This window comes from Escherichia sp. MOD1-EC6475 (genome assembly GCF_003046645.1).
In the GTDB taxonomy this organism is placed as follows: domain Bacteria; phylum Pseudomonadota; class Gammaproteobacteria; order Enterobacterales; family Enterobacteriaceae; genus Escherichia; species Escherichia ruysiae.
On record NZ_PZKQ01000011.1, the window covers coordinates 230,544 to 251,452 of the forward strand.

At 51.0% G+C, this 20,909-nt stretch carries 22 protein-coding genes; 14 read left to right on the forward strand and 8 right to left on the reverse strand.

Annotated features, from left to right (window positions below):
• Positions 1-87 precede the first annotated feature (87 nt).
• The 4 genes from chaA to A7589_RS03530 all read left to right on the forward strand — a co-directional run bounded on the left by chaA (position 88) and on the right by A7589_RS03530 (position 2,756).
• On the forward strand, positions 88-1,188 hold the full coding sequence (gene chaA / locus A7589_RS03505; protein WP_000180147.1) for a sodium-potassium/proton antiporter ChaA: 1,101 nt from the start codon (positions 88-90) through the stop codon (positions 1,186-1,188).
• 405 nt (positions 1,189-1,593) lie between these two features.
• Entirely contained in the window at positions 1,594-1,701 is a 108-nt protein-coding gene (locus A7589_RS03510; RefSeq protein WP_001441942.1) for a type I toxin-antitoxin system toxin Ldr family protein, read from the forward strand.
• Between the two features lie 427 nt (positions 1,702-2,128).
• Entirely contained in the window at positions 2,129-2,236 is a 108-nt protein-coding gene (locus A7589_RS03520; protein ID WP_001441942.1) for a type I toxin-antitoxin system toxin Ldr family protein, read from the forward strand.
• A 412-nt stretch (positions 2,237-2,648) separates the two neighbouring features.
• On the forward strand, positions 2,649-2,756 hold the full coding sequence (locus A7589_RS03530; RefSeq protein WP_001441942.1) for a type I toxin-antitoxin system toxin Ldr family protein: 108 nt from the start codon (positions 2,649-2,651) through the stop codon (positions 2,754-2,756).
• A gap of 146 nt (positions 2,757-2,902) precedes the next feature.
• Here the strand turns inward: A7589_RS03530 and kdsA are convergent, their stop codons facing one another.
• From kdsA to hemA, 6 genes are read right to left on the reverse strand one after another with little or no spacing between them, the layout of a single operon-like run.
• The gene (gene kdsA, locus A7589_RS03535) at positions 2,903-3,757 is read right to left on the reverse strand and encodes a 3-deoxy-8-phosphooctulonate synthase (RefSeq protein ID WP_000811058.1); all 855 of its coding nucleotides are present in this window, start codon (positions 3,755-3,757) and stop codon (positions 2,903-2,905) included.
• Positions 3,758-3,792: 35 nt separating this feature from the next.
• On the reverse strand, positions 3,793-4,602 hold the full coding sequence (sirB1, locus tag A7589_RS03540; protein ID WP_001257033.1) for an invasion regulator SirB1: 810 nt from the start codon (positions 4,600-4,602) through the stop codon (positions 3,793-3,795).
• 3 nt (positions 4,603-4,605) lie between these two features.
• Positions 4,606-4,998, reverse strand: coding sequence for an invasion regulator SirB2 (gene sirB2, locus A7589_RS03545; RefSeq protein WP_000200411.1), 393 nt, complete (start codon positions 4,996-4,998; stop codon positions 4,606-4,608).
• Entirely contained in the window at positions 4,995-5,828 is an 834-nt protein-coding gene (prmC, locus tag A7589_RS03550) for a peptide chain release factor N(5)-glutamine methyltransferase (protein ID WP_000456437.1), read from the reverse strand. The genes sirB2 and prmC overlap by 4 nt, the downstream gene beginning before the upstream one ends.
• A complete protein-coding gene (prfA, locus tag A7589_RS03555; RefSeq protein ID WP_000804729.1) occupies positions 5,828-6,910 on the reverse strand; it encodes a peptide chain release factor 1 in 1,083 nt (360 codons plus the stop codon). The genes prmC and prfA overlap by 1 nt, the downstream gene beginning before the upstream one ends.
• Before the next feature lie 40 nt (positions 6,911-6,950).
• The gene (gene hemA / locus A7589_RS03560; RefSeq protein ID WP_010354707.1) at positions 6,951-8,207 is read right to left on the reverse strand and encodes a glutamyl-tRNA reductase; all 1,257 of its coding nucleotides are present in this window, start codon (positions 8,205-8,207) and stop codon (positions 6,951-6,953) included.
• 213 nt (positions 8,208-8,420) lie between these two features.
• Here hemA and lolB point away from each other — a divergent pair, with 213 nt between their 5' ends.
• From lolB to dauA, 4 genes are all read left to right on the forward strand, one after another.
• Positions 8,421-9,044: a lipoprotein insertase outer membrane protein LolB gene (gene lolB / locus A7589_RS03565; RefSeq protein WP_108188726.1), complete on the forward strand. Its 624-nt coding sequence runs from the start codon at positions 8,421-8,423 to the stop codon at positions 9,042-9,044.
• Positions 9,044-9,895 carry a 4-(cytidine 5'-diphospho)-2-C-methyl-D-erythritol kinase gene (gene ispE, locus A7589_RS03570; protein ID WP_001260349.1) on the forward strand — a complete coding sequence of 284 codons (852 nt, stop codon included), beginning with the start codon at positions 9,044-9,046 and terminating at the stop codon, positions 9,893-9,895. Before lolB ends, ispE begins: the two co-directional genes overlap by 1 nt.
• A gap of 150 nt (positions 9,896-10,045) precedes the next feature.
• Positions 10,046-10,993, forward strand: a complete 948-nt coding sequence (gene prs, locus A7589_RS03580) for a ribose-phosphate diphosphokinase (RefSeq protein ID WP_001298109.1) — start codon at positions 10,046-10,048, stop codon at positions 10,991-10,993.
• A gap of 124 nt (positions 10,994-11,117) precedes the next feature.
• Complete coding sequence (gene dauA / locus A7589_RS03590; protein ID WP_001033163.1) at positions 11,118-12,797, forward strand: C4-dicarboxylic acid transporter DauA; 1,680 nt, start codon at positions 11,118-11,120, stop codon at positions 12,795-12,797.
• Positions 12,798-12,856: 59 nt separating this feature from the next.
• On the opposite strand, the gene ychH is transcribed toward dauA, so the two are convergent.
• On the reverse strand, positions 12,857-13,135 hold the full coding sequence (gene ychH / locus A7589_RS03595; protein ID WP_000823884.1) for a stress-induced protein YchH: 279 nt from the start codon (positions 13,133-13,135) through the stop codon (positions 12,857-12,859).
• A gap of 276 nt (positions 13,136-13,411) precedes the next feature.
• Here ychH and pth point away from each other — a divergent pair, with 276 nt between their 5' ends.
• The 3 genes from pth to A7589_RS03610 all read left to right on the forward strand — a co-directional run bounded on the left by pth (position 13,412) and on the right by A7589_RS03610 (position 15,570).
• A complete protein-coding gene (pth, locus tag A7589_RS03600) occupies positions 13,412-13,996 on the forward strand; it encodes an aminoacyl-tRNA hydrolase (RefSeq protein WP_000152950.1) in 585 nt (194 codons plus the stop codon).
• 116 nt (positions 13,997-14,112) lie between these two features.
• Positions 14,113-15,204: a redox-regulated ATPase YchF gene (gene ychF, locus A7589_RS03605; RefSeq protein ID WP_000505865.1), complete on the forward strand. Its 1,092-nt coding sequence runs from the start codon at positions 14,113-14,115 to the stop codon at positions 15,202-15,204.
• 189 nt (positions 15,205-15,393) lie between these two features.
• Positions 15,394-15,570, forward strand: coding sequence for a hypothetical protein (locus A7589_RS03610; RefSeq protein ID WP_016158417.1), 177 nt, complete (start codon positions 15,394-15,396; stop codon positions 15,568-15,570).
• A gap of 35 nt (positions 15,571-15,605) precedes the next feature.
• Here the strand turns inward: A7589_RS03610 and dhaR are convergent, their stop codons facing one another.
• Positions 15,606-17,525, reverse strand: a complete 1,920-nt coding sequence (dhaR, locus tag A7589_RS03615; protein WP_105282434.1) for a dihydroxyacetone kinase operon transcriptional regulator DhaR — start codon at positions 17,523-17,525, stop codon at positions 15,606-15,608.
• Between the two features lie 226 nt (positions 17,526-17,751).
• On the opposite strand from dhaR, the gene dhaK reads away from it, so the two are divergent.
• Genes dhaK through dhaM form a run of 3 tightly spaced genes read left to right on the forward strand, consistent with a single transcriptional unit; the run spans position 17,752 to position 20,894 of the window.
• Complete coding sequence (gene dhaK / locus A7589_RS03620) at positions 17,752-18,822, forward strand: dihydroxyacetone kinase subunit DhaK (protein ID WP_000733747.1); 1,071 nt, start codon at positions 17,752-17,754, stop codon at positions 18,820-18,822.
• A gap of 10 nt (positions 18,823-18,832) precedes the next feature.
• The gene (dhaL, locus tag A7589_RS03625; RefSeq protein WP_000059414.1) at positions 18,833-19,465 is read left to right on the forward strand and encodes a dihydroxyacetone kinase subunit DhaL; all 633 of its coding nucleotides are present in this window, start codon (positions 18,833-18,835) and stop codon (positions 19,463-19,465) included.
• Positions 19,466-19,475: 10 nt separating this feature from the next.
• On the forward strand, positions 19,476-20,894 hold the full coding sequence (gene dhaM / locus A7589_RS03630) for a dihydroxyacetone kinase phosphoryl donor subunit DhaM (RefSeq protein WP_010354701.1): 1,419 nt from the start codon (positions 19,476-19,478) through the stop codon (positions 20,892-20,894).
• Positions 20,895-20,909: the final 15 nt, after the last annotated feature.

Genomic DNA, 20,909 nt, shown 5'->3' on the forward strand with positions numbered 1-20,909 from the left:
AATGTTACCGATATCCAGACACTTTCTGTTATTTTTTCTGCCTATTTATTACATTTTCGACAAATTCATCTGCAAAGGATAACCATAATGACAAATGCTCACGAGGCGGTAAAAACCCGCCACAAGGAGACCTCGCTTATTTTCCCGGTTCTGGCGCTGGTAGTGCTGTTCCTTTGGGGAAGCAGTCAAACACTACCAGTGGTCATAGGCATCAATCTTCTTGCGCTTATTGGTATTTTAAGCAGCGCCTTTAGTGTTGTCCGTCATGCGGACGTATTAGCCCATCGACTGGGAGAACCTTATGGTTCTCTTATTCTTAGCCTTTCCGTGGTTATTCTTGAAGTCAGCCTGATATCAGCCTTAATGGCGACCGGCGATGCGGCGCCGACGTTAATGCGAGATACGCTCTATTCAATCATTATGATTGTTACTGGTGGACTGGTTGGTTTTTCATTACTGTTGGGCGGGCGCAAATTTGCCACCCAATATATGAATCTGTTTGGTATTAAACAGTATTTAATCGCCCTGTTCCCATTGGCAATTATTGTGCTGGTATTCCCGATGGCCCTGCCTGCGGCGAATTTTTCAACCGGTCAGGCGTTGCTGGTGGCATTAATTTCCGCAGCAATGTACGGAGTATTTTTGCTAATTCAGACCAAAACGCATCAAAGTCTGTTTGTCTATGAACATGAAGATGACAGTGATGATGACGATCCGCACCATGGCAAACCCTCTGCCCATAGCAGCCTGTGGCATGCCGTCTGGTTGATTATCCATTTAATTGCAGTGATAGCGGTTACCAAAATGAACGCAAGTCCGCTGGAAACACTGCTCACCAGCATGAATGCCCCGGTGGCCTTTACCGGTTTCCTGGTGGCGCTATTGATTCTTTCGCCGGAAGGTTTAGGGGCGTTAAAGGCGGTATTAAACAACCAGGTCCAGCGCGCGATGAATCTGTTCTTTGGTTCGGTTTTAGCGACAATTTCGCTTACCGTACCTGTCGTCACGCTGATCGCCTTTATGACAGGCAATGAATTGCAGTTTGCGCTTGGTGCGCCAGAAATGGTGGTGATGGTAGCCTCTTTGGTGCTGTGCCATATCTCCTTCTCCACCGGACGTACTAACGTGCTCAACGGCGCTGCACATCTGGCACTCTTTGCCGCCTATTTAATGACAATATTTGCCTGACATTGATATCTCCCCTGGCGACGGAACCTGGGGGAGATAATAAAAATACCTGCCCGGTTCCTTTCTTCAGTTATTCTGAACAATTCGTCAGACATAATTGCGAGCCTGTACCACAACATGCAAGAAAGCACTGCAACAGTTGATGAAAAGCTGGAATGAACTCTTCATTACGAACGTTTCAGTGGTGAAGTAAAGAAGACTTGAGACGTAGTATCCACACCAAGCCGGCGTTATCCGGTGAGGCGCAATGTTGTGGGGGCTTTATCCCTGGCGGCATTGGTTGCTGGAAAGAGAAAACCCCCGCACGTTGAGAGGTAAAACCTGACAACAGAACGGGGGCTAATCTTGAACCATCAACAATTCAAGAATAGCCGCAAAATGTTGTCATTACAACAAGGCGGTTATATGACGCTCGCACAGTTTGCCGTGATTTTCTGGCATGACCTGGCAGCGCCGATCCTGGCGGGAATTATTACCGCAGCGATTGTCGGCTGGTGGCGTAACCGGAAGTAAGGTGAAAACGGGCGTCAGGCTGCCGTGATGGCAATATGCGCCCGAAACCGGCCGCAGGGGTAACAGCCTGCGGCCTTTTTTGTCTTTATCTCTTTCAGAAGTAGACACCGCCAACCCAACCTGGAAGCATCAACCAGAGCATTCATGAAACAACTGCAACGGCTGATAAAAAGCCGGAATGCATACTGCATTACGAACATTCCTGGGGTGAAGTGAAGAACACTTGAGATATAGAATCCACACCAAGCCGGCGTTATCCGGTGAGGCGCAATGTTGTGGGGGTTTTATCCCTGGCGGCATTGGTTGCTGGAAAGAGAAAACCCCCGCACGTTGAGAGGTAAAACCTGACAACAGAACGGGGGCTAATCTTGAAACCAGACACTTCAAGAATAGCCGCAAAATGTTGTCATTACAACAAGGCGGCTATATGACGCTCGCGCAGTTTGCCGTGATTTTCTGGCACGACCTGGCAGCACCGATCCTGGCGGGAATTATTACCGCAGCGATTGTCGGCTGGTGGCGTAACCGGAAGTAAGGTGAAAACGGGCGTCAGGCTGCCGTGATGGCAATATGCGCCCGAAACCGGCCGCAGGGGTAACAGCCTGCGGCTTTTTTGTCTTTATTGACCCGTCAACCCAACCTGGAAGCATCAACCAGAGCATTCATGAAACAACTGCAACGGCTGATAAAAAGCCGGAATGCATACTGCATTACGAACATTCCTGGGGTGAAGTGAAGAACACTTGAGATATAGAATCCACACCAAGCCGGCGTTATCCGGTGAGGCGCAATGTTGTGGGGGCTTTATCCCTGGCGGCATTGGTTGCTGGAAAGAGAAAACCCCCGCACGTTGAGAGGTAAAACCTGACAACAGAACGGGGGCTAATCTTGAACCAGAACAATTCAAGAATAGCCGCAAAATGTTGTCATTACAACAAGGCGGCTATATGACGCTCGCACAGTTTGCCGTGATTTTCTGGCACGACCTGGCAGCACCGATACTTGCGGGAATTATTACCGCAGCGATTGTCGGCTGGTGGCGTAACCGGAAATAAGGTGAATACGGGCGTCAGGCTGCCGTGATGGCAATATGCGCCCGAAACCGGCCGCAGGGGTAACAGCCTGCGGCCTTTTTTGTCTCCGTCAACCATGAAAAAAGCCTTACCGCAGAACGATAAGGCTTTTGTTTTCAAGCAAAAAATTACTTGCTGGTATCCAGTTCTTCGAAACCTTTCACCAGATCATCAATCGCTTTCATCTGCTTGAGGAACGGTTCCAGTTTAGCCAGCGGCAGCGCAGATGGGCCATCGCATTTTGCGTGTTCCGGGTCCGGATGCGCTTCAATAAACAGCCCCGCCAGACCTACCGCCATACCAGCACGTGCCAGCTCAGCCACCTGAGCACGACGACCACCAGAAGCTGCACCAAACGGATCGCGGCATTGCAGTGCGTGGGTCACGTCGAAAATCACCGGCGAGTTGCCAGAAACTTTCTTCATAATGCTGAAGCCCAGCATATCGACAACCAGGTTGTCATAGCCAAAGTTAGCGCCGCGATCGCAAAGAATCACTTTATCGTTGCCGCCTTCTTTGAATTTATCAACGATGTTACCCATCTGACCCGGGCTGACAAACTGCGGTTTCTTGACGTTAATTACCGCACCGGTTTTCGCCATGGCTTCCACCAGGTCAGTCTGACGAGCGAGAAATGCCGGTAACTGGATCACATCCACAACATCAGCAACTGGCTGTGCCTGGCTTGGTTCGTGAACGTCGGTGATAATTTTCACGCCAAAAGTTTGCTTCAATTCCTGGAAGATTTTCATCCCTTCTTCCAGGCCCGGTCCACGATAAGAGTGGATAGAGGAGCGGTTGGCTTTGTCAAAAGAGGCTTTGAACACGTAAGGGATACCCAGTTTCTGGGTCACGGTTACGTAGTGTTCGCAAATGCGCATCGCCAGATCGCGAGATTCCAGCACGTTCATACCGCCAAACAGCACGAACGGCAGGTCATTTGCTACGTTGATGTCGCCAATGCTAACCACTTTTTGTTTCATAGGATCGCCTTAATCTTAAGTAAAATGTCGATTAATTAATGCAGCACAATATGTTTATGCGCGATGTTATTAATTTGCGCACGGATCATTTCGCTGATCGGGTCTTCCGGACACTGTTCAACGAAATAACTTAAATCATTTAACGCAACGTGTTCGCAATCCAGTTGCGCGTAAATCAACCCACGATCGCGAATTTCATACGGATCTTCCGGGTTGAACTGTAATAAGGCCTCGCTGGTGCGTAATGCCAGTTCCATCTGATTTTCTTCCATCAGCGACGCTTTCAGCGTATCCAATAGTTTGCGGATAACCTCAATGTTATCGGCTTCATCCAGGTCTTCATAAAACAGTTCCGCTGACGGGCTGATATTTCCCTTTAACCATACATCCAGCATATGTTCGCTTAACGATTCACCGTTAAAAGGGTTAATCAACCAAATTTCGCCATCCGGACATTCAATGCGCAATATAAGCTGCGTCGGGAATATCACCGGCATCAGCGGCAAATCGAGACGATTAGCGACCCACACCAAAACGGCGCCTAATGATACCGCACTGCCCTGCCGATTTTTTAACACCTGATCCAACCATAATGCATCGGAAAGACGATAAACACCGCGTGAGGCTTTAAATCCCCATTCGCCGTAAAACAACGCGATCAATTTTTCCAGCTGTTCTTCTAAAGGCAGAAGCTGGCTAATTTCTTCCTTCGCCAGATTAACGAGACGCTCCAGTTCGTCGTATACATCTTGCGAGGGAAAATCGCGGCGGATTGCTTCGCAAGCCAGGATCATGCCTTCGCACAGCGGCGCTTTATTAAATTCGAAATCAGCTAACGATCTCATGACTTACCCCAGTAACGGTACTTTTGTGGTGGCGAGTTTAATGATGATGTACAGCACCACCAGCGCCAGCGGGAAGGCAATAATGCGCACCTGCTGACTGTGCACCCGACGATAATCGAGAGCAATAAAACCCAAAACGATATAAATGATAACTCCAAACAGCTTTTCAGTCAGCCATTGTGCCTGCCCGGAAAATGGCAGGATGTGCGCTTTAGCCATTAGCGCAACGCCGCTTAACAATAACACCGTGTCGATAACCGGCGGCGTAATGCGCGTCCAGCGAGCAAATGCCTGAGGATGCTCCTGATAACGTAGCCAGAAACGTAAGGTTAGTAGCCCAACAGAAAGCGCGACACTGATGAGATGAACGCTAAGCAGCGTAGTAAAACTTGTCATCGATAATAGCGACCAAGCGTCACGCGCTCGTTATCACCGTAGTCCCGGCAGGTTTCGACATTACGATAACCCGCCTGCATAAATGCCTGTCGAACCACTTCGCCCTGCTGCCAGCCATGCTCCAGAAGCAGAAATCCGCCAGATGTCAGTGCGTTACGAGACTTTTCGATGATGTGAACGATATCCGCCATACCGCTGTCTGCCGCAACCAACGCCGACAGCGGCTCAAAGCGGACATCGCCTTGTTGAAGATGGGGGTCCTGCTCGTCAATATATGGCGGATTGCTGACAATCATCGCAAATTGCTGCTCGCCAAGCGCACTAAACCAGTCGCTTTGCAGGATATGGATATTTTTAATCGCCAGATGCTGCGCATTACGCTTCGCAAGGGCAACAGCATCCGGCATTCGGTCAACGGCGGTTACCTCACAATCTGGACGCTCGCTGGCCAGCGCCAGCGCAATTGCCCCGGTGCCCGTACCGAGATCGAGAATACGACAAGACTGTTCAGGCAACCGCGCCAGAGCCTGTTCCACCAGACATTCGGTGTCAGGACGGGGAATTAAGGTCGCTGGCGAAACAAATAACGGCAACGACCAAAATTCACGCACACCGGTTAAATGAGCAATAGGTTCACCCGCACGACGACGCGCCAGCAGTACGTCGAGTTGCTCACACTGCGCATCAGTCAGCAGTGTTTCGCCAAAAGCGAGAATGAAGGTGCGCCCCTTGCCGGTAACATGCTCCAGCAAGATTTCAGCATCGCGACGCGGACTTTCGCTCGCCTGAAGTTGGGTTATTGCGTCACGCAACCAGTGTTGATATTCCATTATTCTTGCTCGGACAACGCCGCCAGTTGGTCAGCCTGATGTTCCTGGACGATCGGCTCAATCAGCATATCCAGCTTCCCTTCCATCACTTCATCCAGACGGTAGAGCGTCAGGTTGATACGGTGGTCGGTGACGCGCCCCTGCGGGAAATTGTAGGTACGGTTACGGTCGCTGCGATCGCCACTGCCCAGCAGGTTACGACGGGTAGACGCCTCCGCCTGCTGGCGTTTTGCCATTTCTGCTGCGTGGATGCGAGCACCAAGTACAGAAAGAGCTTTAGCTTTGTTTTTATGTTGTGAACGTTCGTCCTGACATTCAACAACAATACCGGTTGGTAAGTGGGTAATACGGATTGCCGAATCGGTGGTGTTAACGTGCTGCCCGCCTGCCCCTGAAGAGCGGAAAGTATCAATGCGCAAATCTGCCGGGTTGATATCCGGCAGTTCCGCGTCAGGCAGTTCTGGCATTACAGCAACGGTACAAGCAGAAGTATGAATACGCCCCTGAGATTCAGTGGCCGGAACACGCTGCACGCGATGACCGCCGGATTCAAATTTCAAACGACCATATACACCATCACCACTGATTTTGGCGATGATCTCTTTATAGCCACCATGCTCGCCCTCGCTGGCGCTCATGATTTCCACGCGCCAGCGACGGGCTTCTGCGTAACGGCTGTACATACGGAACAGATCGCCGGCAAATAATGCGGCTTCATCACCACCGGTTCCGGCACGCACTTCGAGGAAGGCGTTGCGTTCGTCATCAGGATCTTTTGGCAGCAAGAGAACCTGAAGTTGTTGTTCCAGTTGCTCGCTTTTTTCTTTAGCTTCGCGCAGTTCATCCTGCGCCATTTCACGCATTTCAGGATCGTCGAGCATCATCTGTGCGGTTTCGATATCTTCCTGAACCTGTTGCCAGTCGGTGAAACAGCGCGAAACATCACTTAACTGCGCATATTCACGAGATAATGCGCGAAAACGTTCCTGGTCAGCGATGGTTTGCGCATCACCCAGCAGCGCCTGAACTTCTTCATGGCGTTCATGCAGGGCTTCCAGTTTGGCAACGATAGAAGGCTTCATAGGCGTAAATGCACCCTGTAAAAAAGAAAATGATGTACTGCTACTCCAGCCCGAGGCTGTCGCGCAGAATATTCAGGCGTTCGTTATCCCCGTCACGGGCGGCCTGTTGAAGTGATTTCGTTGGCGCATGGATCAGGCGGTTAGTCAGTTTCCATGCCAGATCCTGCATAATGGCTTGCGCGTCTCCGCCCTGCTCAAGGGCTGCTAACGCTTTGGCGGTTAACTCATCGCGAACCTGCTCTGCCTGACTGCGATACTCGCGAATGGTTTCGCTGGCGCTTTGTGCGCGTAACCAGGACATAAACTCGCTGGTTTCCTGAGCGACGATAGTTTCCGCCTCAACTGCTGCAGCTTTACGCTGCGCCAGGTTATGCGAAATAATGCTTTGCAGATCGTCAACGCTATAAAGATAAGCATTCGCCAGTTTGCCGACTTCCGGCTCAACATCGCGCGGAACGGCAATATCCACCAACAGCATCGGTTGGTTGCGACGGCTTTTTAATGCGCGCTCCACCATACCTTTACCGATGATCGGTAACGGGCTTGCAGTGGAACTAATGATGATATCGGCTTCACGCAGACGTTCGTCGATATCGCTCAATGCAATCACTTCCGCACCGACTTCATCTGCCAGAATTTGGGCACGTTCACGAGTACGGTTGGCGATAATCATCTTCTGAACTTTGTGTTCGCGCAGGTGACGCGCCACCAGCTCGATGGTTTCACCCGCGCCAACCAGCAAAACCGTTACCGTTGAGAGCGATTCAAAGATCTGCCGCGCCAGCGTACAAGCCGCAAAAGCGACAGATACGGCACTGGCGCCAATATCCGTTTCAGTGCGGACGCGTTTTGCTACAGAGAAAGATTTCTGGAACATGCGTTCCAGCTCGCTCGCCTTCATATGGCCTTTTTGCGAATCAGCAAATGCTTTTTTCACCTGACCAAGGATTTGCGGCTCACCAAGGACGAGTGAATCAAGCCCGCTGGCAACACGCATCAGATGGCTGACCGCGTCGTTATCCTGATGCCAGTAGAGGCTATTACGCAGATCTTCTTCGTTGAGATTGTGGTAATCGCACAACCAGCGAATGAGCGCCTCTTGCAGGTTATCCTGCTCTTCAACGCTAAGATAAAGTTCCGTGCGGTTACACGTCGACAGCACCACGCCGCCCTGCACCATCGGCTGCGCGAGCAGGCTGTCAAGCGCCTGATCGAGCTTGTCCGGCGAAAACGATACACGTTCTCGTAGCGATACAGGTGCCGTTTTATGGTTAATACCGAGTGCTAAAAGGGTCATGTCTGCGGGAAATAATACCAACGTTGATATGGTTAGTCTGCTCGCATCATACAGGATGCGTGGGATCAATAAAAGAGAGCGCCCCCTTTTGGAGTAATTGCCAAAAGCCGTTAGATTCTGGCAATTAAGACAACTTGAACATAGACGATAGCGGACGGTAACGCTAGCATTAAAGGTTATAACTGCAACGTATCTCAAGGACTTGTCATCACTATGCCCCTGCCCGATTTTCGCTTTATTCGCCTGCTACCGCTGGCTGCCCTCGTGCTCACTGCCTGTTCCGTTACCACGCCAAAAGGCCCCGGCAAAAGCCCGGATTCCCCGCAGTGGCGTCAGCATCAGCAAGACGTTCGTAACCTCAATCAGTATCAGACACGCGGTGCATTTGCGTATATTTCCGACCAGCAGAAAGTGTATGCCCGCTTCTTCTGGCAGCAAACTGGCCAGGATCGCTACCGTCTGCTGCTGACTAACCCATTGGGAAGCACCGAACTGGAGCTGAATGCTCAGCCGGGTAACGTGCAACTCGTAGATAACAAAGGTCAACGTTACACCGTCGATGACGCCGAAGAGATGATTGGCAAATTGACAGGAATGCCGATTCCGCTCAACAGCTTGCGTCAGTGGATTTTAGGTTTGCCCGGTGATGCGACCGACTACAAACTGGACGATCAGTACCGCCTGAGCGAAATCACCTACAGCCAGAACGGCAAAAACTGGAAAGTCGTATACGGTGGTTATGACACCAAAATGCAACCTGCGATGCCTGCCAATATGGAACTCACCGACGGTGGTCAGCGCATCAAGTTAAAAATGGATAACTGGATAGTGAAATAATGCGGACACAGTGGCCCTCTCCGGCAAAACTTAATCTGTTCTTATACATTACCGGTCAGCGTGCGGATGGTTACCACACGCTGCAAACGCTGTTTCAGTTTCTTGATTACGGCGACACCATCAGCATTGAACTTCGTGACGATGGGGATATTCGCCTGTTAACACCCGTTGAAGGCGTGGAACACGAAGATAATCTGATCGTTCGCGCAGCACGGTTGTTGATGAAAACAGCAGCAAACAGCGGGCGTCTTCCGGCGGGAAGCGGTGCAGATATCAGCATTGACAAACAATTACCGATGGGCGGCGGCCTGGGCGGTGGTTCATCGAATGCCGCGACTGTTCTGGTGGCGCTGAATCATCTCTGGCAATGCGGCCTGAGCATCGATGAGCTAGCGGAAATGGGTCTGACGCTGGGCGCAGATGTTCCTGTATTTGTCCGTGGTCATGCCGCTTTTGCTGAGGGAGTGGGTGAAATATTAACGCCAGTGAATCCGCCAGAGAAATGGTATCTGGTGGCGCACCCTGGTGTAAGTATTCCGACACCGGTGATTTTTAAAGATCCTGAACTCCCGCGCAACACGCCGAAAAGGTCAATTGATACGTTGCTAAAATGTGAATTCGGTAATGATTGCGAGGTTATCGCAAGAAAACGTTTTCGCGAGGTTGATGCGGTGCTTTCCTGGCTGTTAGAATACGCCCCGTCGCGCCTGACTGGGACAGGGGCCTGTGTCTTTGCTGAATTTGATACAGAGTCTGAAGCCCGCCAGGTGCTAGAGCAAGCCCCGGAATGGCTCAATGGCTTTGTGGCGAAAGGCGTCAACCTTTCCCCATTGCACAGAGCCATGCTTTAAGCCGGGCAAGCTGAGTTTCGGTGACAACGTCACCTTGTTCCAGACGTTGCATCGCGCTCTTTAATACACCGCCTGGAAAGAATATTGCCTGGCCCGCACAGTTTTCGGCAGATTCTTTCCACCAATGGACGCATGCCTGAGGTTCTTCTCGTGCCTGATATGAAGCTTTTTGCTGGTAACGCCACCCCGGAACTAGCACAACGTATTGCCAACCGCCTGTACACTTCACTCGGCGACGCCGCTGTAGGTCGCTTTAGCGACGGCGAAGTCAGCGTACAAATCAATGAAAATGTACGCGGTGGTGATATTTTCATCATCCAGTCCACTTGTGCCCCTACTAACGACAACCTGATGGAATTAGTCGTTATGGTTGATGCCCTGCGTCGTGCTTCCGCAGGTCGTATCACCGCTGTTATCCCCTACTTTGGCTATGCGCGCCAGGACCGTCGCGTCCGTTCCGCTCGTGTACCAATCACTGCGAAAGTGGTTGCAGACTTCCTCTCCAGCGTCGGTGTTGACCGTGTGCTGACAGTGGATCTGCACGCTGAACAGATTCAGGGTTTCTTCGACGTTCCGGTTGATAACGTATTTGGTAGCCCGATCCTGCTGGAAGACATGCTGCAGCTGAATCTGGATAACCCGATTGTGGTTTCCCCGGACATCGGCGGCGTTGTGCGTGCCCGCGCTATCGCTAAGCTGCTGAACGATACCGATATGGCAATCATCGATAAACGTCGTCCGCGTGCGAACGTTTCCCAGGTGATGCATATCATCGGTGACGTTGCAGGTCGTGACTGCGTACTGGTCGATGATATGATCGACACTGGCGGTACGCTGTGTAAAGCTGCTGAAGCTCTGAAAGAACGTGGTGCTAAACGTGTATTTGCGTACGCGACTCACCCGATCTTCTCTGGCAACGCGGCGAACAACCTGCGTAACTCTGTAATTGATGAAGTCGTTGTCTGCGATACCATTCCGCTGAGCGATGAAATCAAATCACTGCCGAACGTGCGTACTCTGACCCTGTCAGGTATGCTGGCCGAAGCGATTCGTCGTATCAGCAACGAAGAATCGATCTCTGCTATGTTCGAACATTAATCGAACCCGGCTCAAAGACCCGCTGCGGCGGGTTTTTTTGTCTGTAATATCCATTTGTATGACCTATGCCTCCTTCACCTGCCATTTAGTTGACAGATGATGCGCTCACGGATGAAACATTATTGTGAACAAAATATTCTTCTCACATGTGATGCCTTTCCGCGCTCTGATCGACGCTTGCTGGAAAGAAAAATACACTGCCGCACGGTTTACCCGTGACCTGATTGCCGGGATTACCGTCGGGATTATCGCTATTCCGCTGGCGATGGCGTTGGCAATTGGTAGTGGCGTAGCTCCGCAGTACGGTTTATATACCGCTGCTGTTGCAGGGATTGTCATTGCTCTGACGGGTGGGTCGCGTTTTAGCGTTTCCGGTCCGACTGCGGCATTTGTGGTAATTCTCTATCCTGTTTCGCAACAGTTTGGACTGGCAGGCCTGCTGGTTGCGACGTTGTTGTCGGGGATCTTTTTGATCCTGATGGGGCTGGCGCGCTTCGGTCGCCTGATTGAGTATATTCCGGTTTCCGTTACCTTAGGCTTCACTTCGGGTATCGGGATCACCATCGGTACGATGCAGATTAAAGATTTTCTCGGTCTGCAAATGGCACATGTCCCGGAACATTATCTGCAAAAAGTTGGCGCATTATTTATGGCGCTACCGACCATTAACGTGGGCGATGCCGCAATTGGTATTGTAACGCTTGGGATACTGATTTTCTGGCCGCGTCTGGGCATTCGTTTACCTGGTCATCTTCCGGCCTTGCTGGCTGGTTGTGCGGTGATGGGCATTGTTAACCTGCTCGGTGGACACGTTGCTACCATCGGATCGCAATTCCACTACGTCCTCGCCGATGGATCTCAGGGTAATGGTATTCCGCAACTGCTGCCGCAACTGGTACTGCCGTGGGATCTACCTAATTCAGAATTCACGCTGACCTGGGACTCCATACGCACACTGCTGCCTGCGGCATTCTCAATGGCAATGCTCGGCGCAATCGAATCTCTGCTCTGCGCTGTGGTACTGGATGGTATGACCGGGACTAAACACAAAGCGAACAGCGAGCTGGTCGGTCAGGGTCTGGGGAATATCATTGCCCCGTTCTTTGGTGGTATTACCGCTACAGCCGCGATCGCGCGTTCTGCCGCTAACGTCCGTGCCGGTGCAACCTCGCCCATCTCGGCGGTGATCCACTCGATTCTGGTTATTCTTGCCCTGCTGGTACTGGCACCGCTGCTCTCCTGGCTGCCGCTTTCCGCCATGGCTGCCCTGCTGTTAATGGTGGCATGGAACATGAGTGAAGCACACAAAGTGGTCGACTTGCTGCGCCATGCGCCGAAAGATGACATCATCGTCATGCTGCTTTGCATGTCGCTGACCGTGCTGTTTGATATGGTTATTGCCATCAGTGTGGGTATCGTACTGGCATCGCTGCTGTTTATGCGTCGCATCGCCCGTATGACTCGTCTGGCACCTGTGGCGGTAGATGTTCCTGACGATGTACTGGTTCTGAGAGTTATTGGTCCGCTGTTTTTCGCTGCGGCTGAAGGCTTATTCACCGATCTTGAATCGCGTCTGGAAGGCAAAAGAATTGTTATTCTGAAGTGGGATGCAGTTCCGGTGCTTGATGCCGGTGGCCTTGATGCGTTCCAGCGTTTTGTGAAGCGCCTGCCTGAAGGGTGTGAACTGCGGGTGTGTAACGTGGAATTCCAGCCACTGCGCACCATGGCTCGTTCTGGTATTCAACCGATCCCTGGACGCCTGGCGTTCTTCCCGAATCGCAGCGCAGCAATGGCCGATCTGTAAGAAAGGCATTAAACTGACCAGTCAGCGCAAACTGACTGGTCAGCAACCTACATTATGCGTTAGCTATGACGACGATTATCGTTACGGCGGCAACGTTTGTCATAGTGGCGAACCCACCAGTAACGGTCACACACCTGTTCATGCCCGCCAACACGGGCACCCGCCAGCCAGAGAATGGCACCGACGAAAATACTCAGCACTGCACCATGTGCGAAATACTGGGGCATATTAAACTGTGGTAACTGGTTGAGGATTGAATACCCCACGCCGACCACCATGACCACCAGACCCAACCCCATGAGCACGTTACCGAGTAACGAAGCGTTTTTGCGTTTCATATGTCACCTCCGGAACTTTCTGGGTTGTAACAGGGAATACCCCTCTTCCTTATGTGTAAAGTATAGACAACACCCTGTAGGTTATGTGCGGGCGTGATCACAATTACAACCCTTATTTCAACAAAACTTTACAAATAACCGCCTGAACACCCTGACTTTCTAATAGTTCGCAGAGGCAATTATTGTGTTGTCTGCGTATAAGGTGCTGTTTTTTGTCAAGCGAGGCCACAACCAGTAAACTACGCGCCAGTTATGCACTCACTCAGGACAAAAAACGTGACGATTAAATTGATTGTCGGCCTGGCGAATCCCGGCGCTGAATACGCCGCAACGCGACACAATGCTGGCGCCTGGTTCGTTGACTTACTGGCGGAGCGTTTGCGCGCCCCCCTGCGCGAAGAAGCTAAATTCTTTGGTTATACCTCGCGAGTTACCGTTGGAGGCGAAGATGTCCGCCTGTTAGTCCCGACCACATTTATGAATCTCAGCGGCAAAGCCGTCGCGGCGATGGCCAGTTTTTTCCGCATTAACCCGGACGAAATTCTGGTCGCCCACGACGAACTGGATCTGCCCCCTGGCGTCGCCAAATTTAAGTTGGGCGGCGGCCATGGTGGTCACAATGGACTGAAAGATATCATCAGTAAATTGGGTAATAACCCTAACTTTCACCGTTTACGCATTGGAATCGGTCATCCGGGCGATAAAAACAAAGTTGTCGGGTTTGTGTTAGGCAAACCTCCTGTTAGTGAACAGAAGTTAATTGATGAAGCCATCGACGAAGCGGCACGTTGTACTGAAATGTGGTTTACAGATGGCTTGACCAAAGCAACGAACCGATTGCACGCCTTTAAAGCGCAATAAGTCGTTGTCTGCGGCATTTTTGCCGCGTGCCGTGTATAATAGGCAGAGTTATTTCCATTTCTACAATCTGTTTACGATAACAGGTTGATTATTAAGATATTAAGGTGATTTAAATCATGGGATTCAAATGCGGTATCGTCGGTTTGCCCAACGTCGGGAAATCTACCCTGTTCAACGCGCTGACCAAAGCCGGTATTGAAGCGGCCAACTTTCCATTCTGCACCATCGAGCCGAACACAGGCGTTGTGCCAATGCCCGATCCGCGTCTGGATCAACTGGCTGAAATCGTAAAACCGCAGCGTACGCTTCCCACGACCATGGAGTTTGTCGATATCGCTGGCCTGGTAAAAGGCGCATCGAAAGGCGAAGGTCTGGGTAACCAGTTCCTGACCAACATCCGTGAAACCGAAGCGATCGGTCACGTTGTTCGCTGCTTTGAAAATGACAACATCATTCACGTTTCCGGCAAAGTTAATCCGGCAGACGATATTGAAGTTATCAATACCGAGCTGGCTCTGGCGGATCTCGACACCTGTGAACGTGCGATTCACCGCGTACAGAAAAAAGCCAAAGGTGGCGATAAAGACGCGAAAGCCGAGCTGGCGGTACTGGAAAAATGCCTGCCACAACTGGAAAACGCAGGTATGCTGCGCGCGCTGGATTTAAGCGCAGAAGAAAAAGCAGCTATTCGTTACCTGAGCTTCCTGACGTTGAAACCGACGATGTACATCGCTAACGTCAACGAAGACGGTTTTGAAAACAACCCGTATCTGGACCAGGTGCGTGAAATCGCGGCGAAAGAAGGTTCTGTTGTCGTTCCGGTTTGTGCTGCTGTTGAAGCCGACATTGCCGAACTGGACGACGAAGAACGTGACGAATTTATGCAGGAGCTGGGACTGGAAGAGCCGGGTCTGAACCGTGTGATCCGTGCCGGTTATAAACTGCTGAACCTGCAAACTTACTTCACCGCCGGGGTGAAAGAAGTGCGCGCATGGACCATTCCGGTTGGTGCAACCGCGCCGCAGGCTGCTGGCAAAATCCACACCGATTTTGAAAAAGGCTTTATCCGTGCACAAACCATCGCGTTTGAAGATTTCATCACTTACAAAGGTGAACAAGGCGCGAAAGAAGCAGGCAAAATGCGTGCAGAAGGTAAAGATTACATCGTTAAAGATGGCGATGTGATGAACTTCCTGTTTAACGTTTAACTCCGCGTCATCTCCTGACGGTTAATAATGAGCCATTATGTGAATCGCACATAATGGCTTTTTTACGCCTGCTACGCTGCTTCTTTCAATTCTGAGCTACCAAAACTCATAATCAGACTTCTGGCAATATTAACAATGCGGTCTTTATGTGATAACAATCACAATGCATTAACTGTTCAAGAGTTTGTCATGAAAAAAACATTTACCTTCAGCCTGTTAGCAATTGTCTTTGCGAGCCTGTTAAGTGCTTGTGTTCCTCACCATCATCACCGCCACAGCGATGGCCCGCGTGGTCCTGCGGCTTCCGGTAAGCCAATGCCACCTTCAAATGGTGGGCCAAATCATGGCAGTCATGGTCGCTATTAATTAGCAAGTCATACGCAGGAGAGTGCATACTCCCGCTATCCCCGGCGCTTAAACTGACCCGCATCAATGCCATATTGTTTCATTTTTCGCCACAGCGTGGTGCGACCAATTCCAAGTAACGCCGACATTTCCAGAATACGTCCGTCAGTCACCTGGGCGGCGTTAATAATCGCTTCTTTTTCGACTTCCGCAAATGACAGACTGGTGGAAAGACGCGTGGCGCTGATATCTTCTGTCGCCTGTTCGGTAAACAGATGCTCAGGCAAATTACTGACGCGAATACGCCCGTTGTCGCTGCTCAGGGCAAGGTTCTCAATGACGCTATACAGTTCAAAATCATTACCGGGCCATGCGCAGGAGACCAAACGAGCAAGCGCATCATCATCAATCTTCAAACGGGTTGAGAAGCGTTTTTCGAGATTACGCAATTTATTATTCACCAGCGCCGGAATACTGCCGCGCCGCATACGCAGAGGCGGGATGGTAATTTCAAATGCATGGAGCGCGTAATAAAGCTGCCGACTAAAGCGATTTTGTTCCACCAGCATTGCCAGATCTGCGGTCGTTGTGGCAATCACTTTGACATCAATCGGGATTAAACGCCGCGCATCCAACCGCGTGATAACGCCCTGCTTGATGACCTGAAGCAATGCTGACTGTAACTCCACCGCCAGATACTCAATCTTTTCGAGAAACAGCGTGCCGCCGTGTGCCAGTTCCAGACGACTCAGACGGCCATTTTTATTCTCCGTGCGATCGCCGCCAATAAATTCTTCCACCAGCGTCGCATCACCATATAACTCGCAATTGACGGCGATATAGGGACCTGCGGCGCGTTCGCTTTCATTATGAATCGCCTGGCTTAACAGGGCTTTACCAACGCCTTCTTCTCCACAAAGTAACACCGGAAAACTGCTGCGCGCCGCCTGACGACCAAAATGAATCAAGCGGCGGGTTTGCGGATCATCCTGTGGCATATGAGCAAAAGTATGACTAACTTTGCCTAATTGACTGGTCATCAATTGCCGCATCTGTTCCACCGGATGCAGCAGCAGAATAAAGCTGGTTCCCTGGGCTTCAATTATCGGTTTAAGGGTAATGACCGTATCAATAAACTGGTGCTGACTTTCAAAGGTCGCTTCCACATGTTTGAGCGGATGTGCCTGTTTTATTGCCTGTTGCAACACGGCGGGTAACGTTAACAGTTCCGTGATTGCTCTTCCCTGACTTGCCGTCACATCCAGACGTAAAACACGCGCCGCCTGAGCATTGATAAATTGCAGATTACCCTGCTCATCCCAGCTAATCACGCCATCGTCCATACTTTCTAACAGGGCGTTAAGCTGATTTAAATGCCGATTAGTTTCAGCCAGCAAACTGTCCGTTAGCAGTAAGTTTCCCACCTCGCGAGCAATTGCCAGCGTCAACGGCAAATCGGCTGCTGTCGATTGTTCCGCCGGACACGCCAGGGCTATCGTCCCCGTCAATCGCCCCTTGCTGTCAAACAGCGGCGCTGCACAAAATGCCCATTTCCAGAGCGCCTGTTTAAAATGTTGATCGGCTATCGTTTTCACCGCCTGACCAGAGATAGCCGCTAACGATAACGCACAAGTACCGATGATTCCTTCGGCACAATAAGTGCCGTCATTAAATCCCAACGCACTAAGCTGCTCCATAGTCTGCGGATCACCATAACGGCTAAGGATGCAGGCAGTTTCATCGAGAATAAGCAAAACGCACGCTCGTGGCGCCATATATTCCAGGGCATCTTCCAGCGCCGCCTGACCAAGTGTCAGCATCGCCTTTTTACGCCGACAGATAGTAGCAAATGTCACGCCCTGGGCCTGGTGCGGTACGCTCCACGATTCCCGTTTCATCAGTTTGCGGCATCGCTCCCAGGATGCTGCAATCCAGGGAGAGTTAGCCTGGTCATCGTTGTGAAAACCGCCTCTCATATTCCACTCGCTTCTGGCAAAAGGTGTTCTGACTCGCAATTTTAAGTATCAGGACATTCTTATGTTCCATTATGGAACATTTATTAAAACATATGTTTCACCATGAAACATAATTTGTATGAATTTTCTTTTCCTAAGTCTGATGCACAATGGATTCATCGGCAGTCAGTGGTCGCCGTGTCGTTGAACATCATCCATGCCCTACGATAATTGCTGGAGCAAAATAATGAAAAAATTGATCAATGATGTGCAAGACGTACTGAACGAACAACTGGCAGGGCTGGCGAAAGCGCATCCTTCGCTGACATTGCATCAGGATCCGCTGTACGTCACACGAGCTGATGCACCGGTTGCCGGAAAAGTCGCCCTGGTGTCAGGCGGCGGCAGCGGACACGAACCGATGCACTGCGGTTATATCGGTCAGGGGATGCTTTCGGGAGCCTGTCCGGGCGAAATTTTCACTTCACCGACCCCCGATAAAATCTTTGAATGCGCCATGCAGATTGATGGCGGCGAAGGCGTACTGCTGATCATCAAAAATTACACCGGCGATATTCTTAACTTCGAAACAGCAACCGAATTACTCCACGACAGTGGCGTAAAAGTGACCACGGTGGTCATTGATGACGACGTCGCGGTGAAAGACAGTCTTTATACCGCCGGGCAGCGCGGTGTTGCCAACACGGTATTAATAGAAAAACTTGTGGGTGCGGCGGCGGAACGTGGCGACTCACTGGACGCCTGTGCGGAACTGGGGCGTAAGCTGAATAATCAGGGTCACTCAATTGGTATCGCTCTCGGTGCCTGTACCGTTCCAGCCGCTGGCAAACCCTCATTTACGCTGGCAGATAATGAGATGGAGTTTGGCGTCGGTATTCATGGCGAGCCGGGTATCGATCGTCGCCCCTTCTCTTCTCTTGATCAAACCGTCGATGAAATGTTCGACACGCTGCTGGAAAATGGCACATACCATCGCACACTGCGCTTCTGGAATTATCAACAAGGAAACTGGCAGGAAGAGATACAAACCAAACAGCCGCTACAATCTGGCGATCGGGTGATTGCACTGGTCAACAATCTCGGCGCCACACCACTTTCTGAGCTTTACGGCGTCTATAACCGTCTGGTTACGCGTTGTCAGCAAGCGGGGCTGACTATCGAACGTAATTTAATCGGCGCGTATTGCACTTCACTGGATATGACCGGTTTTTCCATCACCTTACTGAAGGTTGATGACGAAACGTTGGCGTTATGGGATGCCCCAGTCCACACCCCGGCGCTGAACTGGGGTAAATAAGGAGATAACGATGTCACTGAGCAGAACTCAAATTGTTAACTGGCTTACTCGCTGTGGGGAAATCTTCAGCAAAGAGAGCGATTATCTTACCGGACTGGATCGTGAAATTGGCGACGCTGACCACGGGCTAAATATGAATCGAGGATTTAGCAAAGTGGTGGAAAAACTACCCGCCATTGAGGACAAGGATATTGGTTTCATCCTCAAAAATACCGGTATGACGCTGCTTTCCAGCGTCGGTGGTGCCAGTGGTCCGCTATTCGGTACATTCTTTATTCGCGCCGCGCAGGCAACTCAGGCGCGCCAAAGCCTGACGCTGGAAGAGCTTTATCAGATGTTCCGCGATGGTGTGGACGGCGTAATCAGCCGGGGGAAAGCCGAACCTGGCGATAAAACCATGTGCGATGTCTGGAAACCAGTGGTTGAGTCGTTACGCCAGTCCAGCGAGCAAAATCTCTCTGTTCCGGCGGCGCTCGACGCAGCCAGCGGAGTGGCTGAATCCGCTGCACAAAGCACGATTACGATGCAAGCTCGCAAAGGCCGTGCCAGTTATCTCGGTGAACGCAGTATTGGTCACCAGGATCCTGGCGCGACCTCAGTGATGTTTATGATGCAAATGCTGGCGTTAGCCGCGAAAGAGTAAGGAATTGGTGATGGTAAACCTGGTCATAGTTTCACATAGCGCCCGGCTGGGTGAAGGTGTCGGTGAATTAGCCCGTCAGATGTTAATGAGCGATAGTTGTAAAATCGCCATTGCCGCAGGGATTGATGACCCGCAAAATCCCATTGGTACTGATGCCGTCAAAGTGATGGAAGCCATCGAATCCGTTGCTGATGCCGACCATGTGCTGGTTATGATGGACATGGGAAGCGCGTTATTGAGTGCAGAAACCGCTCTGGAATTGCTGGCGCCAGAGATCGCCGCAAAAGTACGTTTGTGTGCAGCGCCATTGGTCGAAGGAACTCTGGCGGCAACGGTTAGCGCGGCATCGGGTGCAGGTATCGACAAAGTTATTCATGATGCTATGTCTGCGCTGGAAGCCAAACGCGAACAACTGGGTTTACCGTCATCCGCCACTGAGATATCTGACACATGCCCGCCGCACGATGAAGAAGCCCGTTCCCTCGCTGTGGTGATTAAAAACCGTAACGGCCTCCACGTACGCCCGGCCTCTCGACTGGTCTATACCTTATCGGTATTTAATGCAGATATGTTGCTGGAGAAAAACGGCAAATGCGTCACGCCGGAAAGTATTAACCAAATTGCGCTATTACAAGTCCGCTATAACGATACTCTGCGCCTGATCGTGAAAGGGCCAGAAGCTGAAGAGGCGCTGGCCGCTTTCCGCCAGTTGGCTGAAGATAACTTTGGTGAAACAGAAGATATTGCGCCACCAACTCTGCGCCAGGTTACTCCTGTCACGGGTAAAGCCTTTTATTATCAACCGGTTTTATGCACAGTACAGGCAAAATCAATCCTGACGGTGGAACACGAACAGGAACGATTACGCCAGGCTATTGACTTTACGTTGTTAGACCTGATGACGTTAACGGCAAAGGCAGAAGCAAGCGGGCTTGACGATATCGCCGCGATCTTTTCCGGTCACCATACTCTGTTAGACGATCCTGAACTGCTGGCGGCAGCAAGCGAACTTCTTCAGCATGAACATTGCACCGCAGAGTATGCCTGGCAGCAGGTTCTTAAAGAACTTAGCCAGCAATATCAGCAGATTGATGATGAATATCTGCAGGCGCGCTATATCGATGTGGATGATCTTCTGCATCGCACCCTACTCCATCTGACACAGACGAAAGAAGAACTACCGCAATTTAGTGCACCGACCATTTTGTTGGCAGAGAACATTTATCCCTCCACCGTGCTGCAACTGGACCCGACGGTCGTTAAAGGCATCTGCCTTAGTGCCGGAAGTCCGGTATCCCACAGCGCCTTAATTGCCCGTGAACTGGGTATTGGCTGGGTTTGCCTGCAGGGGGAAAAACTGTACGCGGTACAACCTGAAGAGACGTTAACTCTGGACGTTAAAACCCAAAGTTTTAGCCATGATGGCTAAAACAGTGTTCGGATG

Bases quoted from the DNA above. Each gene is read 5' to 3' on its own strand.
- chaA (WP_000180147.1), top strand. From the start codon at position 88: ATGACAAATGCTCACGAGGCGGTAAAAACCCGCCACAAGGAGACCTCG.
- A7589_RS03510 (WP_001441942.1), top strand. From the start codon at position 1,594: ATGACGCTCGCACAGTTTGCCGTGATTTTCTGGCATGACCTGGCAGCG.
- A7589_RS03520 (WP_001441942.1), top strand. From the start codon at position 2,129: ATGACGCTCGCGCAGTTTGCCGTGATTTTCTGGCACGACCTGGCAGCA.
- A7589_RS03530 (WP_001441942.1), top strand. From the start codon at position 2,649: ATGACGCTCGCACAGTTTGCCGTGATTTTCTGGCACGACCTGGCAGCA.
- kdsA (WP_000811058.1), bottom strand. From the start codon at position 3,757: ATGAAACAAAAAGTGGTTAGCATTGGCGACATCAACGTAGCAAATGAC.
- sirB1 (WP_001257033.1), bottom strand. From the start codon at position 4,602: ATGAGATCGTTAGCTGATTTCGAATTTAATAAAGCGCCGCTGTGCGAA.
- sirB2 (WP_000200411.1), bottom strand. From the start codon at position 4,998: ATGACAAGTTTTACTACGCTGCTTAGCGTTCATCTCATCAGTGTCGCG.
- prmC (WP_000456437.1), bottom strand. From the start codon at position 5,828: ATGGAATATCAACACTGGTTGCGTGACGCAATAACCCAACTTCAGGCG.
- prfA (WP_000804729.1), bottom strand. From the start codon at position 6,910: ATGAAGCCTTCTATCGTTGCCAAACTGGAAGCCCTGCATGAACGCCAT.
- hemA (WP_010354707.1), bottom strand. From the start codon at position 8,207: ATGACCCTTTTAGCACTCGGTATTAACCATAAAACGGCACCTGTATCG.
- lolB (WP_108188726.1), top strand. From the start codon at position 8,421: ATGCCCCTGCCCGATTTTCGCTTTATTCGCCTGCTACCGCTGGCTGCC.
- ispE (WP_001260349.1), top strand. From the start codon at position 9,044: ATGCGGACACAGTGGCCCTCTCCGGCAAAACTTAATCTGTTCTTATAC.
- ychH (WP_000823884.1), bottom strand. From the start codon at position 13,135: ATGAAACGCAAAAACGCTTCGTTACTCGGTAACGTGCTCATGGGGTTG.
- ychF (WP_000505865.1), top strand. From the start codon at position 14,113: ATGGGATTCAAATGCGGTATCGTCGGTTTGCCCAACGTCGGGAAATCT.
- A7589_RS03610 (WP_016158417.1), top strand. From the start codon at position 15,394: ATGAAAAAAACATTTACCTTCAGCCTGTTAGCAATTGTCTTTGCGAGC.
- dhaR (WP_105282434.1), bottom strand. From the start codon at position 17,525: ATGAGAGGCGGTTTTCACAACGATGACCAGGCTAACTCTCCCTGGATT.
- dhaK (WP_000733747.1), top strand. From the start codon at position 17,752: ATGAAAAAATTGATCAATGATGTGCAAGACGTACTGAACGAACAACTG.
- dhaL (WP_000059414.1), top strand. From the start codon at position 18,833: ATGTCACTGAGCAGAACTCAAATTGTTAACTGGCTTACTCGCTGTGGG.
- dhaM (WP_010354701.1), top strand. From the start codon at position 19,476: ATGGTAAACCTGGTCATAGTTTCACATAGCGCCCGGCTGGGTGAAGGT.